The organism is Streptomyces malaysiensis subsp. samsunensis, assembly GCF_024519315.1.
Classification (GTDB): Bacteria; Actinomycetota; Actinomycetes; order Streptomycetales; family Streptomycetaceae; genus Streptomyces; species Streptomyces malaysiensis.
Window position 1 is genome coordinate 320,782 of sequence record NZ_JANIIC010000002.1, and the last position, 13,894, is coordinate 334,675.

Consider the following 13,894-nt stretch of genomic DNA (forward strand, 5'->3'; position numbering starts at 1 on the left):
TCAGGGGTCCCGGTCGCGGGGCAGCAGGGGGCCCAGCGGGCCCAGGTCCAGGTTGAGGTCGTCCTCGGTCAGCCCGAAGTGCTCCCGCAGCTCGGCCATGTTCCGCTCCAGGGCCATCAGCGTCAGCCCGAGCTTCTCCATCTGCTCATCGCTGATGCCGCCCTGTTCGACGCGGCGCAGCGCCTGCCGTTCCATGAGCTGCCGCAGCAGTTCGACGATGGTGAGCACCAGACCGGCCAGGCTCTTGCGGACCGACTCCTCGTCCACCTCGATGCGCCGGCCGGGCCGGGGAGCGCGGTCAGCCGTCATCGCGGTCGCCCTCCCATCCCTCGTCGTTCTCCACCCGTACGGAGGCGATCAGGGCGCGCAGCGAGATCCGCACCAGGTCGATGTCGGCGATGCTCAGGGTGATCTCCCCCGCGATCACCACACCTCCGGCGAGCACCCGGTCGAGCAGGTCGACCAGGGCCACCTCCCGCCGTTCGATCGCACGGGTCACGACGGCTTCTCCTCCGGCTGGGCGTCTCCCGCGGGCTTCGGCGGAGCGGTGAAGGAGTACGGCGGCCAGGGGCCGCTGACCTCCAGGGTGACGGCGGGGTAACGCTCCCCCAGGGCCCTCACCAGGGCGGTGAAGTCCTCGGTGAGGTCGTCGGGCACCAGATAGGAGTTGTTCAGCACCATCCACCCCTCGTACGCGGCCAGCGCGCTGTCCTGCGGTGGGTGCGCGGCCGTCGCCACCGCCAGCGCGGCGAGGGAGGAGTGGATCTCCTCCGCCCGCTCGGTCGCGCGCAGATGCGCGGTCTCCTGGTCCTGCCGCTGGGCCCGCCGCCGCATCAGATAGGCGGTTCCGGGGCTCCCCTCGTCCTCGGACTCATCGGGGTCGGGCAGGAACGACCGGGGGTCGACATACGCCTTGACGCCCCACTCGGTGCGGCCCGCCACCCGCCGCAGGGTGTCCGTGAAGTCCTCGCGGCGCTCCCGGAGCATGGCGCGGACCCGGTCGTCGTCGTGGTAGAGCGTGGCGAAGCGCAGCGGGATGACCTGGCCGTGGCGGGCCGCGCCGTTGATCACCCGGTGGTGGGCGCGGGCCGTGCGCTCCAGCCACTCCAGGTCCTCCAGATGGCCGCGCAGCGCGTCCTCGTCGAAGTCCGCCAGCGGTACCGAGCCCACGACGGCGGCCAGCCCCGCGCCCTCCACCAGGCGCACCGGCTCGTCCGCCACACCGGTGAGCCCCTGCGGCGGAGTGCCGTCCTCCGGGGCGGCGGTCACCGCGTACAGCCAGGTGGCGAGGGTATCGGTCACCGTTCGTCCTCCCGCTCCGCGCCGCGGTCTTCCTCCCGCCGCGCGCCGCTGCCGTCCTCCAGCTCGCCGACGCGGCGGCGCAGCCGCTCGTTCTCCTCCAGGACGTCCCGGGCGCCGGAGGAGAGCGTGGGATCGTGCTCCCACCAGTCGATGCCCATCTCCTTGGCCCGGTCCACGGAGGCGACCAGCAGCCGGATCTTGATCGTCAGCAGTTCGATGTCCAGCAGGTTGATCTGGATGTCGCCGGCGATGACGATGCCCTTGTCGAGCACCCGCTCCAGGATGTCGGCCAGGCTGGAGGGCTCGGCGCCACGGCGGGCCGGTTCGCGTGCGGCGCCGGTGCGCCGGACCGGCGCGTTCCAGTCGGAGCTCTGGTTCATGTCCGGTCCTCCGCCCTGCCCCGGTAGTAGCGCTCGGCGCGGCGGTACGAGACGAGCTCACCGCGGCCGTCGAGTTCGACGCGGTACTCGGCGAGGATGTCGGTGGAGTCCGGGATCCGGTGGGTCTCGACGATCTCGATGCCGATGGACCAGCCGTCCTCCCGGCGCTCCAGCGAGGTGACGCCCTCCGGGGTCCGTCCGGTCAGCCCCGCCACATGGCGCGCGGCGCTGCGGGCGGCGTCGCGGGCGTCGAGGGCGGGACGCCGCCGGGGCCGCTCGTGCCGGTCCCGTACCTCACGGGACTCATGGGCCTCATGGGGCTCATGGGCCTCATGGGTCCGGGCACGCGGCCGTTCTTCGCGGTGGCCTTCCTCGCGGGGCCGTTCGCGGGGCACGGCTCATACCTCCATGCCCCCGCCGGGCGGCCCCTGGGACATCAGCCTGCGGACCAGCTCGTCCTCCTCGCGGGCCGCCTCCTCCTCGGTGAGCTCTCCGCTCTCCCGGGCCTCGGCGACCTCTTGCAGCCGCTCCTTGATCACCTCGGGGTCGTACAGCTGCCGATGGGCCTCGTCGTGGAGCCGCTCGGCGACCCAGACGACACCCCGCACCGGGGCCAGCGGCAGCGTGGCCAGGCCGGTGAACAGTCCCATGGCTACTCGTCGCCTTCCTTTCCTTCGAGCAGTGCGTCGGCCACGAAGTCGTACGGCGCCAGGGGCCCCAGCAGCCGCATCCGGACCCGGCCGTGCCAGTGCTCTGCGAGCTGCTCGGCGGCCTCCTCGAACGCCTGCCGCTTCGCGTCATCCACCAGAAACGAGGCGTTGACCAGCCCTTCGGAGGACGCCGGCTCCTCGGAGACCGAGGCCAGCGCGTACGGCGCCAGCCGCCGGTCGAGCTCCAGCGCGTCCACGCTCCGCTTGGCGGCGATGCTGTCCATGACGAGCCGGCCGAGCTCGATCCGCTGCTCGTAGCCCGCCTCCTCCGGCAGCCCCCGCAGCTCCTCGCGGAGCCGTCTGGCCTCCGGCTGTTCGGTGACCACCTCGTGCAACACCGCGTCCTGTTCATAGCGTGCCCGCACGGTGAGCTGCGCCCGGCCGCGGAGCCGGTCGAGGCCGCGGGCGAAGGCGTCATGCCCCTCGGTCAGCAGCTCGTCGGTCACCGCCGCGATGTCGGGCATCACGGTGCCGAACCGGAACGGCAGCACCGGTGAGCCCTGCGCGGCCAGATGGTCCAGCACCCTGGCATGGGTGCGCAGATCCTCCGGGGTGCCCAGCGGCTTGTCGACCGGCACCTCGCTGACCACCGCGGCCTGGCCGCCGTGGCGGACCAGGGCCACCGGGGCCTCCGGGTCGCCGACGGCGGGCAGGTCCTTGACCGACTCATCGGCCCGGTCGCCCATGACGACCCCGTAGACATAGCAGGCACGTCCGTCCTCGGCCATCACCGCTCGCGCTCCCTGTGGCTGGAGGAACCCCTCGTGCGCCGGGGCCGCTCCCGCTCCTCGGCCTCGGGTTCCCGGTCCTCGTCCTCATCGCCTTGGAGCAGATTCGAGACCGACTCCTTGACGCCTTCCAGGGCGCCCTTGGTCTTGCTCTTGCCACCGCCCTCCCGGATCTCGTCCATGAGGCCGGGCAGGCCATGGGTCTCGGTGCCGCTGCGGGCGAGGTCGAGTCGGTTGGTCGCCTCCGCGAACCGCAGATACGTGTCCACGCTGGCGACGACGATACGGGCGTCGATGGTCAGGAGCTCGATGCCCACCAGGGACACCCGCACATACACATCGATGACCAGGCCCTTGTCCAGGATGAGGTCGACCACGTCGACCAGGGCGCTGGAGCTCGCCCGGTCCAGATACTGGCTCTGCTGCTGGCGTGCTACGGTCACCGCGCTCACCCGTTCCGGGGGCAGGGTCCGTCAGCGGCGCGCACGGCGCCGTACGGGCTCCTCCTCGTACTCCTCCTCGTCTTCGTCCCGGGGCTCCTCGTCCTCGAACTCCTCGGGCTCTTCGGGCTCCTCGTTCTCGTACTCCTCGCGGCCCTCGTCGTACTCCTCGCCCTCCTCGGGCTCTTCCTCCTCGGGCCCGCGGCCCTCCCGTTCGTCGTCCTCCACGATCTCGCCGTCGTGCACCACACCGCGCCAGCCCACGACCTCGTCGGGGTTGAGCAGCACCTCGCGCATCAGATGGCGGCGGAAGTGCTTCATCTCCAGGCGCACCCGGCGGCCCTGGGCGCGCCAGAGGTTGCCGGTGCGCTCCATGAAGCCCTGCGGCCAGTACTCCAGGACGAACAGGATCCGGGTGAGATCGGGGGCCAGCTCATGGAAGGTGATCGTGCCGTCCACATGGCCCTTGTCGGCCCGTGACGTCCAGATGATGCGCTTGTCGGGCACCTGCTCGACCACCTCGGCCCGCCACTTGCGGTGCGACCAGAGGACCTGGGCCTTCCACTCGGATTCCGTCCCGGCCTCGTCCTCGCGGTCCTCCTCGGCCTCGTTCTGGACGTCTTCGACCTTCTTCATGTACGAGGGGAAGTTCTCCCACTCCGTCCAGAGGTTGTAGGTGAGGGAGAGGGGCGCGCCCACGTCGATCTGCTCCACGATGTTGGTGACCTTGAGCTTCTTGCCGCCCTTGCCACCGCCGTCGCCGCCGCCGCCGAGGCCCGGGATCACGCTCTTGACCTTGTCGACGGCCTTCTCCTTGACCTGCTCCTTGACCTGCTCCTTGGCCGTGTCGACGACCTTCTCCTTGACCTGTTCCAGACCGCCCTTCAGCCCGCCCGTCCCCGGGTTCTTGCCCAGGTGGGTGACCGATTCCAGGGCTTTTTCGCCCAGCGCCATCAGCAGGTTCTGCGCTTCCTTCAGCAGGCGGTCGGTGGGCAGTTCCTGGGCGAGCCCGCCGGCCCGGCCCTTGGGGGTTTCCTCAGCCATGGCCCCTCACCTCTGGCTCCGCCGCGCGGGCCCTTCGGCGCCGGTCCGCTTCCTGGCCTGCGCCGAACGGTCGGCCGGCTTGCGTTGCTTTCCGGTGCGCTCGCGGGGCCGTGAGGCGCTCCCACGTTCGCGCTCCTCGTGCTCCTCCGGTTCCTCGTGCTCCCCGGCCTCCGCCTCGCGGTCCCCCGCGCCGCCGGGGCGCAGCGCCGAGGCGCGATGCTCCAGCCGGTCGCTCAGGGCGTCGATGCGGCGGCTGGCCGCCGACATGGCCGCCTCCCGGCCCGCGGAGGTCAGACGGCTGCCGATGTCCTGGCCGAGCTTGCCCAGTTCGGAGGACTTCAGCTGCTCGGCTCCCGGTGGGCTGATACCGGAGGTGAGGCGCTTGCCCGCGGCGAGACCGGCGAGTCCGAGGACCAAGGTCCCCTTATGGCCGCGCCCGAAGAGATAGCCACTGACGAAGGCCAGCGCCACCCGGGAGTTCTTCATGATCGCTCCTCCTCCCGGAGCTGAAAGAGACAGCCGTTCGGGTGATACAACCAATTATGGTGCATATCACCCTATTCAGTGATGCGTCAGGCCGCGAGCGCCGGATGCAGCACCACCTTGGTGTAGCCCTCCACCCGTTTGTCGAACTTCTCGTACGCCAGCGGGGCCTGGTCCAGCGGGAGTTCATGGGAGACCACGAAGCTGGGCCTGGCGCGCCCGGCGATGATCAGGTCGCGCAGCTGGCGGTTGTAGCTCTTGACATTGCACTGGCCGGTGCCCATGCGCTGGCCCTTCTCGAACATCCGGCCGATGGAGACCAGCAGCTGACCGTGTTTGGCGTGCTCATCGGGGCCGCCGGGGTCGGAGGGCACGTACAGCCCCGGTACGCCGAGCCGTCCGGTCGGCCGCACCGTGTCGACCAGCGAGTTGAGCACCGACGCGGGCTCCTCATGGCCGGCGTCGTGCGCCTGGGCCTGGTAGCCCACCGCGTCGATCCCCTTGTCGGTGCCCTCGCCGCCGGTACGGTCCAGGATCTGCCGCACCGGGTCGGCCTTGGAGAAGTCGATGGGGATGGCGCCGATCTCCTCGGCCTTCGCCAGCCGCTCGGGGACCCGGTCGACCACGAACGCCGTGGCGGCGCCGCGCAGCAGCGCCGAGTAGGCGGACATCAGCCCCACCGGGCCCGCGCCGAAGACGGCCACGCTCTCACCCGGGGAGACCTGGGCCAGCTCACAGCCGTGATAGCCGGTCGGGAAGATGTCGGCGAGCAGGATGAAGTCGGTCTCGAGTTCATCGCCCTGGGGCAGCTTCAGGCAGTTGAAGTCGGCGAAGGGCACCCGCAGCCGATCGGCCTGGCCGCCCTTGTACGGGCCCATCGCCACATAGCCGTAGGCGCCGCCCGCGAACCCGGGGTTGACGGTCAGACAGAAGCCGGTGTCGCCGGCGAGGCAGTTCTTGCAGAATCCGCAGGCCACGTTGAACGGCATGACCACGCGGTCGCCCTTGGCCAGCGAGACCACACCGGAGCCGGTCTCCTCGACCACTCCGAGGTTCTCGTGTCCGAAGACGATGCCGGGTTCGGCCGCCGTACGGCCCTCGTACATATGCAGATCGGAGCCGCAGATCGCGCTGGATGTGATGCGCACGATCACATCGTTGGGATGCTCGATCCGAGGGTCGTCGACGTCCCTCACGGCCACCGAATAGGGCTTTTCATAGACGACGGCTTTCACCTGGATCACCTCCGCGTCGGTTGCTGACGAGCGGCGGTGGTGGCGGAACAGCACGGTCCCAGGGGGGCTCGGCCACCACCGGGTACTTCCAGCGAAACGCCGTCGGACGCCCGGCGCAACCGGGTGCGGCGCGGTCACACCGCTCCGCACCCGCCGTGCGCGGCTGATGACCGACGATCACGAACGCACGGCCCCGGGCCCGCCGTGCCTACTCGACCGTGATCCAGTCCAGGGTGCGCTGGACGGCCTTCTTCCAGCCGGCGTACCCCTTCTCCCTGGCCTTCTCGTCCCACTGGGGCTCCCACCGCCTGGACTCGCTCCAGTGCGAGCGCAGCTCATCGGTGTCCCGCCAGAATCCCGTGGCCAGCCCCGCCGCGTAGGCGGCGCCGAGCGCCGTGGTCTCGGCGATCGCGGGGCGGCTGACCGGTACGCCCAGCACATCGGCCTGGATCTGCATGCACAGATCGTTGTCGGTGACCCCGCCGTCCACCCGCAGCACGTCCAGGTGGATGTCGGCGTCCCGTTCCATGGCCTCGACCACGTCCCGGCTCTGGTAGCAGATGGCCTCCAGGGTGGCCCGGGCCAGATGGCCGTTGGTATTGAAGCGGGTGAGGCCGACGATCGCGCCCCGGGCGTCGGAGCGCCAGTACGGGGCGAAGAGCCCGGAGAACGCGGGCACGAAGTACACCCCGCCGTTGTCCTCCACGGTGAGGGCGAGCCGCTCGCTCTCGGCGGCGGCGTCGATCATCCTCATCTGGTCGCGCAGCCACTGGACGGCCGAGCCGGTGACGGCGATCGAGCCCTCCAGGGCGTAGACGGGAGGGCTGTCGCCGAACTGGTACGCCACGGTCGTGAGCAGCCCGCTGGGCGAGCGGATCAGCTCCTGTCCGGTGTTGAGCAGCAGGAAGTTGCCGGTGCCGTAGGTGTTCTTGGCCTCGCCGGGGGCGAAGCAGACCTGGCCGACGGTGGCCGCCTGCTGGTCGCCGAGGACACCGGTGATGGGGATGGCGCTGCGCAGCGGGCGGGAGGTGCGGGCCTTGCCGTACGCCTCGCGGTGGGAGGAGGGGTTGATCGTCGGCAGCATCGCCCGTGGGATGCCGAAGATCTCCAGCAGCTCGTCGTCCCAGTCCAGCGTCTCCAGGTCCATCAGCATGGTGCGGCTGGCGTTGGTGACATCGGTGGCGTGGATACCGGCGCCGGGGCCGCCGGTGAGGTTCCACAGCACCCAGGCGTCGGTGTTGCCGAACAGGGCGTGGCCGCGCTCGGCCGCCTCCCGGACGCCGTCGACGTTGTCCAGGATCCACTTGATCTTGCCGCCGGAGAAGTAGGTGGCGGGCGGCAGCCCCGCCTTGCGGCGGATGACCTCGCCGTGGCCGTCCCGTTCGAGGGCGGCTGCGATGGTGTCGGTGCGGGTGTCCTGCCAGACGATGGCGTTGTAGTACGGGCGGCCGTCGCGCGGATCCCAGATGACCGTGGTCTCGCGCTGATTGGTGATGCCGATCGCGGCCAGGTCGCCTGGGGAGAGCCCGCCCGCGCGGAGGGCGTTCTGCATCACGGAGTTGGTGCGCTCGTAGATCTCCACCGGGTCGTGCTCGACCCATCCCGCGCGCGGCAGGATCTGGTGGTGCTCCAACTGGTACCGCGCCACCTCGTCCCCGTCATGGTTGAAGATCATGAAACGGGTGCTGGTGGTTCCCTGGTCCACCGCACCGACGAATTCCGGCATGCTGCCTCCTCGTTCGCTTCTCCGCCCACACGGCACAGAGGCGCGGCCATCGTCACCATCCGCGGCCCGGCGGCCGCACGCGCGTCGCTCACGCTGCCTCCTCTCGTGGGTGGGTCCGGCCCGGATCACCCCTCGGGGGCGGGTGCGCGTCCCGGCTCCGGTGGTGCGGGCATCGGCAGATAGCGGCTGATGAGGACCTTGTACAGGGCGGCGCCGATGAGCCCGCCGACCAGCGGGCCCACGATGGGCACCCAGAAGTAGAAGTTCCCGTACTGGTCCCGCCAGGCGGTGTCGTATCCGGTGATGTAGCTGGCCAGCCGGGGGCCGAAGTCACGGGCCGGGTTGATGGCGTACCCCGCGTCGGCGCCCCACGCCATGCCGATCGCGACCACGATCAGACCGGTGATGAAGGGCCCCAGATTGGCCCTCGGGGCCGAGTTCAGGACATCGGTGACGGCGAAGATGAGCAGCACCAGGATCGCGGTGCCGATGATCTGGTCGCGCAGCGCACCCCATTCGCTCACCGGGAGCACACCGTTGCCGGGCAGGGTGGAGAACACGTACTGGGTCTTGAAGGTGTGCCCGGGGTCGGCGTGGCCCAGCGCCTCGGTGTAGTTCCAGCGCACCAGCAGGGCCCCGACGAACGCGCCGAGCGTCTGGGCCACCACGTACGGCACGACCTTGGCCCAGGGGAAGTCCTTGAAGGCCGCCAGCGAGACGGTGACCGCCGGGTTGATATGGGCTCCGCTGAGCCGCGCCCCCACATAGACGCCGAGCGTGACGCCCAGCCCCCAGGCCCAGGAGATGGAGTCGTGGTCGCCCAGCCCGCCCGGCGGTTTGGTGAGCGCACCGCCCGCCACGACCTGCGCCACGACGCCGCAGCCGAAGAGGATCAGCACCATGGTGCCCACGAACTCCGCGCAGAGCTCGCCGAGCAGTACCGACCTCTCACGGTTTCGCTTCGGGGCAGTCATGGGCCCATCGTGGGCGCGACCCAGGTGGGGCGGCCCGTCCTGCTGGGCCGTCCGGGGCATGGACGGCGAATCCGGGTCTGTACGGATGAGGGTGTGGACCTGTACCAAGGGCATGACAACATCACCCATCGCCCACCATCGGAAAATCGCCCACCACCGGAAACAGGACGACACGGATGCCGACCACCCAAGCCCCGACGAACTGGGCCGGGAACATCACCTTCTCCGCCGCCCGGCTGCACCACCCGGACACCGTCGACGAGCTGCGGCGGACCGTGCGCTCCGCGGACCGGGTGCGGGTCCTGGGCACGGGCCACTCCTTCAACCGCATCGCCGACACCGAGGGCGATCTGGTCAACCTGGACCGGCTGCCGCACCGCGTCGGGATCGACGCCGGGAAGCGCACGGCGACCGTCGCGGCGGGCATGCGCTATGCCCATGTGGCCCAGGCCCTGCACACGGAGGGTTACGCGCTGGCCAATCTCGCCTCGCTGCCGCACATCACGGTCGCGGGGGCCTGCGCCACCGCCACCCATGGCTCGGGGAGCGCCCAGCGCTGTCTGGCCGCCGCGGTCGCGGGGCTGGAGATCGTCGGCCCCGGGGGCGAGGTGACCCGGATCGACCGGGACCAGGACCGGGACCGGCTGAACGGGGCCGTGGTCGGGCTCGGCGGACTGGGCGTCGTCACCACCATGACGCTGGACATCGAGCCCACCTTCGACGTGGCCCAGTGGCTGTGGACCGGGCTTCCGCTGGACCGGCTGGACGACAGCTTCGAGGAGATCTTCGGCGCCGCCTACAGCGTCAGCGTCTTCACCGACTGGCGCTCGGGCGAGGGCGTGGTGTGGCTGAAGTGCCGCACCGATCTGCCCGATCCCCCGGAGCCCGGGCAGCCGTGGCTGGGCGCCCGCCCGGCCGACCGCCACCACCACCCGGTGCCCGCGATGCCGCCGCTGCACTGCACCGAGCAGCTGGGCGCGCCGGGGCCGTGGCATGAGCGGCTGCCCCACTTCCGCCCGGACTTCACCCCCAGCAACGGCGATGAGCTCCAGTCGGAGCTGCTGCTGCCGCGCGAGGCCGCCTCGGCGGCGTTCGCGGCGCTGCGCGGCCTCGGCGACCGGATCGCGCCGGTGGTCCAGGTGTCCGAGGTCCGTACGGTCGCGGCGGACGAGCTGTGGCTGAGCCCCGCGTACGGCCGGGACAGCGTGGCCTTCCACTTCACCTGGGTCCCCGATCACGACGCGGTGATCGAGGTGGTGGCCGCGATGGAGGAGGCGCTGCTGCCGCTGGGGGCGCGGCCGCACTGGGGCAAGCTGACGACGGCCGCGCCGGAGCGGATCCTCTCCTCGTACGACCGGGCGGCCGACTTCGCGCGGCTGCTGGCCGAGCACGACCCGGCGGGGAAGTTCCGCAACGCCTATCTGGAGAACTACTTCCCCACCGGGTGACGGGGCCGGGGACCGCCCGCCGGGTGCGGCCCCGGCGGCCGGGTCCTCAGCCGGTCCAGGACCATTCGGCGACCTCGGGCATATCGGTGCCGTGCTCGCGGATCCAGGCGTGGTGGCGGGTGCGGGCGTCCTGCATCCGCTGCCGCACGGCCGTGGCGCGCACCGCGAGCCCCGGGGTCCGGTCGATGACGTCCATGACCAGCCGGTAGCGGTCGAGGTCGTTGCGGACCACCATGTCGAACGGCGTGGTGGTGGTGCCCATCTCCACATAGCCGCGCACATGGAGGTTGGGGTGGACGGCCCGGCGGTAGGACAGCCGGTGCACCAGCCACGGATAGCCGTGGTAGGCGAAGATGACCGGCCGGTCGCGGGTGAACAGGGCGTCGAACTCGTGGTCCGTCATCCCGTGCGGATGCTCTTCCTTCGGCATCAACCGGGTCATGTCGACGACATTGACCACCCGCACGGACACATCGGGCAGATGGCGGCGGAGGATCCCGGCGGCCGCGATGACCTCCTGGGTGGGCACATCGCCCGCGGCGGCCAGCACCACATCCGGCTCCCCCGCGCCGTTCTCGGTACCGGCCCATTCCCACGTCCCGGCGCCGCGGGCGCAGTGGGCACGCGCCTGGTCGAGGTCGAGCCAGTCGAAGCAGGGCTGTTTGCCCGCGACGACCACATTGACGTAGTCCCGGCTGCGCAGGACGTGGTCGGCCACGCTGAGCAGGGTGTTGGTGTCCGGCGGCAGATAGACGCGCACCACTTCGGGGCTCTTGTTGAGCACATGGTCCACGAAGCCGGGGTCCTGGTGCGAGAAGCCGTTGTGGTCCTGGCGCCAGACATGGGAGGTCAGCAGGTAGTTGAGGGAGGCCACGGGGCGCCGCCACGGCAGTGAGCGGGACACCTTCAGCCATTTGATGTGCTGGTTGACCATGGAGTCGACGATGTGCACGAACGCCTCGTAGCAGGAGAAGAGGCCGTGCCGCCCGGTCAGCAGATAGCCCTCCAGCCAGCCCTGGCAGACGTGCTCGGAGAGGATCTCCATGACCCGGCCGGTCCGGCTGAGGTGCTCATCGGTGGGGAGTACGGCCTCCTGCCACGCCTTGCCGGTGGCGCCGAAGAGGGCCTCCAGCCGGTTGGAGGCGGTTTCGTCGGGGCCGACCACCCTGAAGTCGCGGCGGGCGGCGGTGTCCTCCATGACCTTCTCCAGCAGCCCGCCGAGGACCCGGGTCGGCTCGTGCATGGTCGCACCGGGCTTGTCCACGGGGACCGCGTACCGCTCCAGGGCGGGCACGGGCAGCGAGCGCAGCAGCCGTCCGCCGTTGGCGTGCGGATTGGCGCCCAGACGGCGGTCGCCCTCGGGGACCTCGGCCAGGACGGCCGGCCGGGGCCGCCCGTCGGCGTCGAAGAGCTCCTCGGGGCGGTACGAACGCAGCCAGCGCTCCAGCTGGCGCAGATGCTCCGGGTTCTCCCGGACGCCCGGCAGAGGCACCTGGTGGGCGCGCCAGGTGCCCTCCACGGGAAGCCCGTCGACCTCCTCGGGCCCGGTCCAGCCCTTGGGCGTACGGAGCACGATGACCGGCCAGCGCGGCCGCTCGGCGATGCCCTCCTCGCGGGCGGTGCGCTGGAGCAGGGCGATCCGGTCCAGCGCCTCGTCCAGGGCGCGCGCCATGATCCGGTGCACCTCGAGCGGTTCGTCCCCGGCGACGTGGATCGGTTCGTGGCCGTATCCCCGCAGCAGTTCGTCGAGTTCGGGCTCGGGCAGCCGGGCGAGCACCGTGGGGTTGGCGATCTTGTACCCGTTGAGGTGGAGGATCGGCAGCACGGCGCCGTCGTGGACCGGGTCCAGGAACTTGTTCGCGTGCCAGGAGGCGGCCAGCGGGCCGGTCTCGGCCTCGCCGTCGCCGATGACGCAGGCGACCAGCAGCCCGGGGTTGTCCAGCGCGGCCCCGTAGGCGTGGGCGAGGGAGTAGCCCAGCTCACCGCCCTCGTGGATGGAGCCGGGGGTCTCGGGGGCGACATGGCTGGGCACCCCGCCGGGGAAGGAGAACTGCCGGAAGAGCCGGGCCATGCCCTCGGTGTCCCGGCCGACGTCCGGGTAGATCTCGGAGTAGCTGCCGTCCAGCCAGGAGCCGGCGAGCACCGCGGGGCCGCCGTGGCCGGGGCCCCAGACGCAGATGGCATCCAGGTCGCGGTCCTTGATGACGCGGTTCAGATGGGTGTGGACGAGGTTGAGCCCGGGTGAGGTGCCCCAGTGGCCCAGCAGCCGGGGCTTGATGTGGTCCGGGCGCAGCGGCTCGGTCAGCAGCGGGTTGGCCAGCAGATAGATCTGGCCCGCCGCGAGGTAGTTGGCGGCGCGCCAGTGGGCGTCCAGGGCGCGGATCCGGTCGTCGGCGAGCCCACTCACCGGCGAACCCGTCGTGGTCGGTGCGTCTGGCATGGACCTCTCTCCCTCATGGTGTCGGAATGTCCCCTCGTGGTGTCCGGTTACCTGCCCGCCGGTCACTCCCCGCCGTGCGTCCGGCCCCGCTCCGGCACGATCACCACCGGACAGGGTGCGTGGTGCAGGGCCGCGTGGGTGATGCGGCCGAGCTGCAACCCGACGGTGCGACCGTGGCCGCGGCAGGCGCCGAGGACCAGCAGATCGGCGGTGGCCGCCGCGTGGAGCAGCGCCTTGCGGGCCGGCCCCTCGACCGTCTCGGCGTGGACGCTGACCTCGGGGTGGTACCGGCGGCAGGCCCGCAGGGCGTCGTCCAGCGTCCGCTCCGCCCGTGACCAGTGGGCACGGACCGGGTCCCCCTCCAACAGCAGATCATCCGTGACCTCACCGGCCGGGGCGCGCCAGGCCCGTACGGCCTCCAGCGTGCGGTGGCCCACCGCGGCCTCGCGGAAGGCGAACCGCGCCGCGGCCGACCGGCCGGCCGCCTCACCGGGCTCGCCCACGCCGAGCACGATCCGGCCGAAGGCGCCGCGCCGGTTGGGCTCGCCGCCGCGTACGACGGTCACCGGGCAGGTGGCACGGGCGGCGACCGCCAGGCTCACCGAGCCCAGCAGCAGCGCGGCGAGTTCACCGCGGCCGCGGGAGCCGACGACCAGGCCCGAGGCGTCCTGGCCGGCGCGCAGCAGCGCGGCCACCGGGTCCTCCGGCAGCACCTCGGCGGAGATCTTCACATCCGGTCCGCACCGGCAGGCGCGCTCCGCGGCGGACGCGGCGATCTCCTCGTCCCTGACCAGCTCCCAGGGGCGCCGGGGGTCGGCGGCGGGTGCGGCGCCCTCGTACCGCTCCCACAGCGAGGCGTGGACCAGCCGCAGCGGCACCCCGTGCCGGGCGGCCGCGCCCACCGCCCAGTCCACCGCCTCAAGGCTGTGGTGCGAGCCGTCGACGCCCACCACCAGGGGAAGCTCCACCGATTCCCACCACCTT

16 protein-coding genes are annotated in these 13,894 nt (G+C 71.4%); 1 reads left to right on the forward strand and 15 read right to left on the reverse strand.

From position 1 onward, the window contains the following. The 13 genes from NQU54_RS02585 to NQU54_RS02645 all read right to left on the reverse strand — a co-directional run bounded on the left by NQU54_RS02585 (window position 1) and on the right by NQU54_RS02645 (window position 9,022). Window positions 1-309, reverse strand: a complete 309-nt coding sequence (locus NQU54_RS02585) for a gas vesicle protein K (RefSeq protein ID WP_257629537.1) — start codon at window positions 307-309, stop codon at window positions 1-3. Continuing rightward, the gene (locus tag NQU54_RS02590; protein WP_069860336.1) at window positions 299-499 is read right to left on the reverse strand and encodes a gas vesicle protein; all 201 of its coding nucleotides are present in this window, start codon (window positions 497-499) and stop codon (window positions 299-301) included. The genes NQU54_RS02585 and NQU54_RS02590 overlap by 11 nt, the downstream gene beginning before the upstream one ends. After that, the gene (locus NQU54_RS02595) at window positions 496-1,302 is read right to left on the reverse strand and encodes a GvpL/GvpF family gas vesicle protein (protein WP_257629538.1); all 807 of its coding nucleotides are present in this window, start codon (window positions 1,300-1,302) and stop codon (window positions 496-498) included. The genes NQU54_RS02590 and NQU54_RS02595 overlap by 4 nt, the downstream gene beginning before the upstream one ends. Next, window positions 1,299-1,682 carry a gas vesicle protein gene (locus NQU54_RS02600; protein WP_257629539.1) on the reverse strand — a complete coding sequence of 128 codons (384 nt, stop codon included), beginning with the start codon at window positions 1,680-1,682 and terminating at the stop codon, window positions 1,299-1,301. Before NQU54_RS02600 ends, NQU54_RS02595 begins: the two co-directional genes overlap by 4 nt. Beyond that, a complete protein-coding gene (gene gvpO / locus NQU54_RS02605; RefSeq protein WP_257629540.1) occupies window positions 1,679-2,077 on the reverse strand; it encodes a gas vesicle protein GvpO in 399 nt (132 codons plus the stop codon). The genes NQU54_RS02600 and gvpO overlap by 4 nt, the downstream gene beginning before the upstream one ends. Before the next feature lie 3 nt (window positions 2,078-2,080). Continuing rightward, entirely contained in the window at window positions 2,081-2,332 is a 252-nt protein-coding gene (locus NQU54_RS02610; protein ID WP_069860332.1) for a gas vesicle protein GvpG, read from the reverse strand. 2 nt (window positions 2,333-2,334) lie between these two features. Next, window positions 2,335-3,120 (reverse strand): GvpL/GvpF family gas vesicle protein, encoded by a 786-nt coding sequence (locus NQU54_RS02615; protein WP_257629541.1) that lies wholly within the window; start codon window positions 3,118-3,120, stop codon window positions 2,335-2,337. Next, window positions 3,120-3,563: a gas vesicle protein GvpJ gene (gvpJ, locus tag NQU54_RS02620; RefSeq protein WP_257629542.1), complete on the reverse strand. Its 444-nt coding sequence runs from the start codon at window positions 3,561-3,563 to the stop codon at window positions 3,120-3,122. Before gvpJ ends, NQU54_RS02615 begins: the two co-directional genes overlap by 1 nt. A gap of 30 nt (window positions 3,564-3,593) precedes the next feature. Continuing rightward, entirely contained in the window at window positions 3,594-4,604 is a 1,011-nt protein-coding gene (locus NQU54_RS02625) for an SRPBCC family protein (RefSeq protein WP_257629543.1), read from the reverse strand. Window positions 4,605-4,610: 6 nt separating this feature from the next. Continuing rightward, window positions 4,611-5,090, reverse strand: a complete 480-nt coding sequence (locus tag NQU54_RS02630) for a hypothetical protein (RefSeq protein WP_257629544.1) — start codon at window positions 5,088-5,090, stop codon at window positions 4,611-4,613. 86 nt (window positions 5,091-5,176) lie between these two features. Beyond that, a complete protein-coding gene (locus NQU54_RS02635; RefSeq protein ID WP_257629583.1) occupies window positions 5,177-6,322 on the reverse strand; it encodes a glutathione-independent formaldehyde dehydrogenase in 1,146 nt (381 codons plus the stop codon). Between the two features lie 208 nt (window positions 6,323-6,530). Further along, the gene (gene glpK, locus NQU54_RS02640; RefSeq protein WP_102936621.1) at window positions 6,531-8,048 is read right to left on the reverse strand and encodes a glycerol kinase GlpK; all 1,518 of its coding nucleotides are present in this window, start codon (window positions 8,046-8,048) and stop codon (window positions 6,531-6,533) included. Window positions 8,049-8,173: 125 nt separating this feature from the next. Further along, window positions 8,174-9,022, reverse strand: a complete 849-nt coding sequence (locus tag NQU54_RS02645) for an MIP/aquaporin family protein (protein WP_257629545.1) — start codon at window positions 9,020-9,022, stop codon at window positions 8,174-8,176. Window positions 9,023-9,198: 176 nt separating this feature from the next. Between NQU54_RS02645 and NQU54_RS02650 the strand changes: the two genes are divergently transcribed. Then, entirely contained in the window at window positions 9,199-10,470 is a 1,272-nt protein-coding gene (locus tag NQU54_RS02650; protein ID WP_257629546.1) for an FAD-binding protein, read from the forward strand. A gap of 46 nt (window positions 10,471-10,516) precedes the next feature. Here the strand turns inward: NQU54_RS02650 and NQU54_RS02655 are convergent, their stop codons facing one another. Together NQU54_RS02655 and NQU54_RS02660 are read right to left on the reverse strand one after the other, a co-directional pair. Next, on the reverse strand, window positions 10,517-12,910 hold the full coding sequence (locus NQU54_RS02655) for a phosphoketolase family protein (RefSeq protein ID WP_257629547.1): 2,394 nt from the start codon (window positions 12,908-12,910) through the stop codon (window positions 10,517-10,519). Window positions 12,911-12,972: 62 nt separating this feature from the next. After that, window positions 12,973-13,878, reverse strand: a complete 906-nt coding sequence (locus tag NQU54_RS02660) for a universal stress protein (RefSeq protein ID WP_257629548.1) — start codon at window positions 13,876-13,878, stop codon at window positions 12,973-12,975. Window positions 13,879-13,894: the final 16 nt, after the last annotated feature.

Coding starts and splice junctions, on each gene's coding strand:
- NQU54_RS02610 (WP_069860332.1), bottom strand. CDS start 2,332: ATGGGACTGTTCACCGGCCTGGCCACGCTGCCGCTGGCCCCGGTGCGG.
- NQU54_RS02630 (WP_257629544.1), bottom strand. CDS start 5,090: ATGAAGAACTCCCGGGTGGCGCTGGCCTTCGTCAGTGGCTATCTCTTC.
- NQU54_RS02615 (WP_257629541.1), bottom strand. CDS start 3,120: ATGGCCGAGGACGGACGTGCCTGCTATGTCTACGGGGTCGTCATGGGC.
- NQU54_RS02585 (WP_257629537.1), bottom strand. CDS start 309: ATGACGGCTGACCGCGCTCCCCGGCCCGGCCGGCGCATCGAGGTGGAC.
- NQU54_RS02625 (WP_257629543.1), bottom strand. CDS start 4,604: ATGGCTGAGGAAACCCCCAAGGGCCGGGCCGGCGGGCTCGCCCAGGAA.
- NQU54_RS02655 (WP_257629547.1), bottom strand. CDS start 12,910: ATGCCAGACGCACCGACCACGACGGGTTCGCCGGTGAGTGGGCTCGCC.
- glpK (WP_102936621.1), bottom strand. CDS start 8,048: ATGCCGGAATTCGTCGGTGCGGTGGACCAGGGAACCACCAGCACCCGT.
- NQU54_RS02600 (WP_257629539.1), bottom strand. CDS start 1,682: ATGAACCAGAGCTCCGACTGGAACGCGCCGGTCCGGCGCACCGGCGCC.
- NQU54_RS02650 (WP_257629546.1), top strand. CDS start 9,199: ATGCCGACCACCCAAGCCCCGACGAACTGGGCCGGGAACATCACCTTC.
- NQU54_RS02645 (WP_257629545.1), bottom strand. CDS start 9,022: ATGACTGCCCCGAAGCGAAACCGTGAGAGGTCGGTACTGCTCGGCGAG.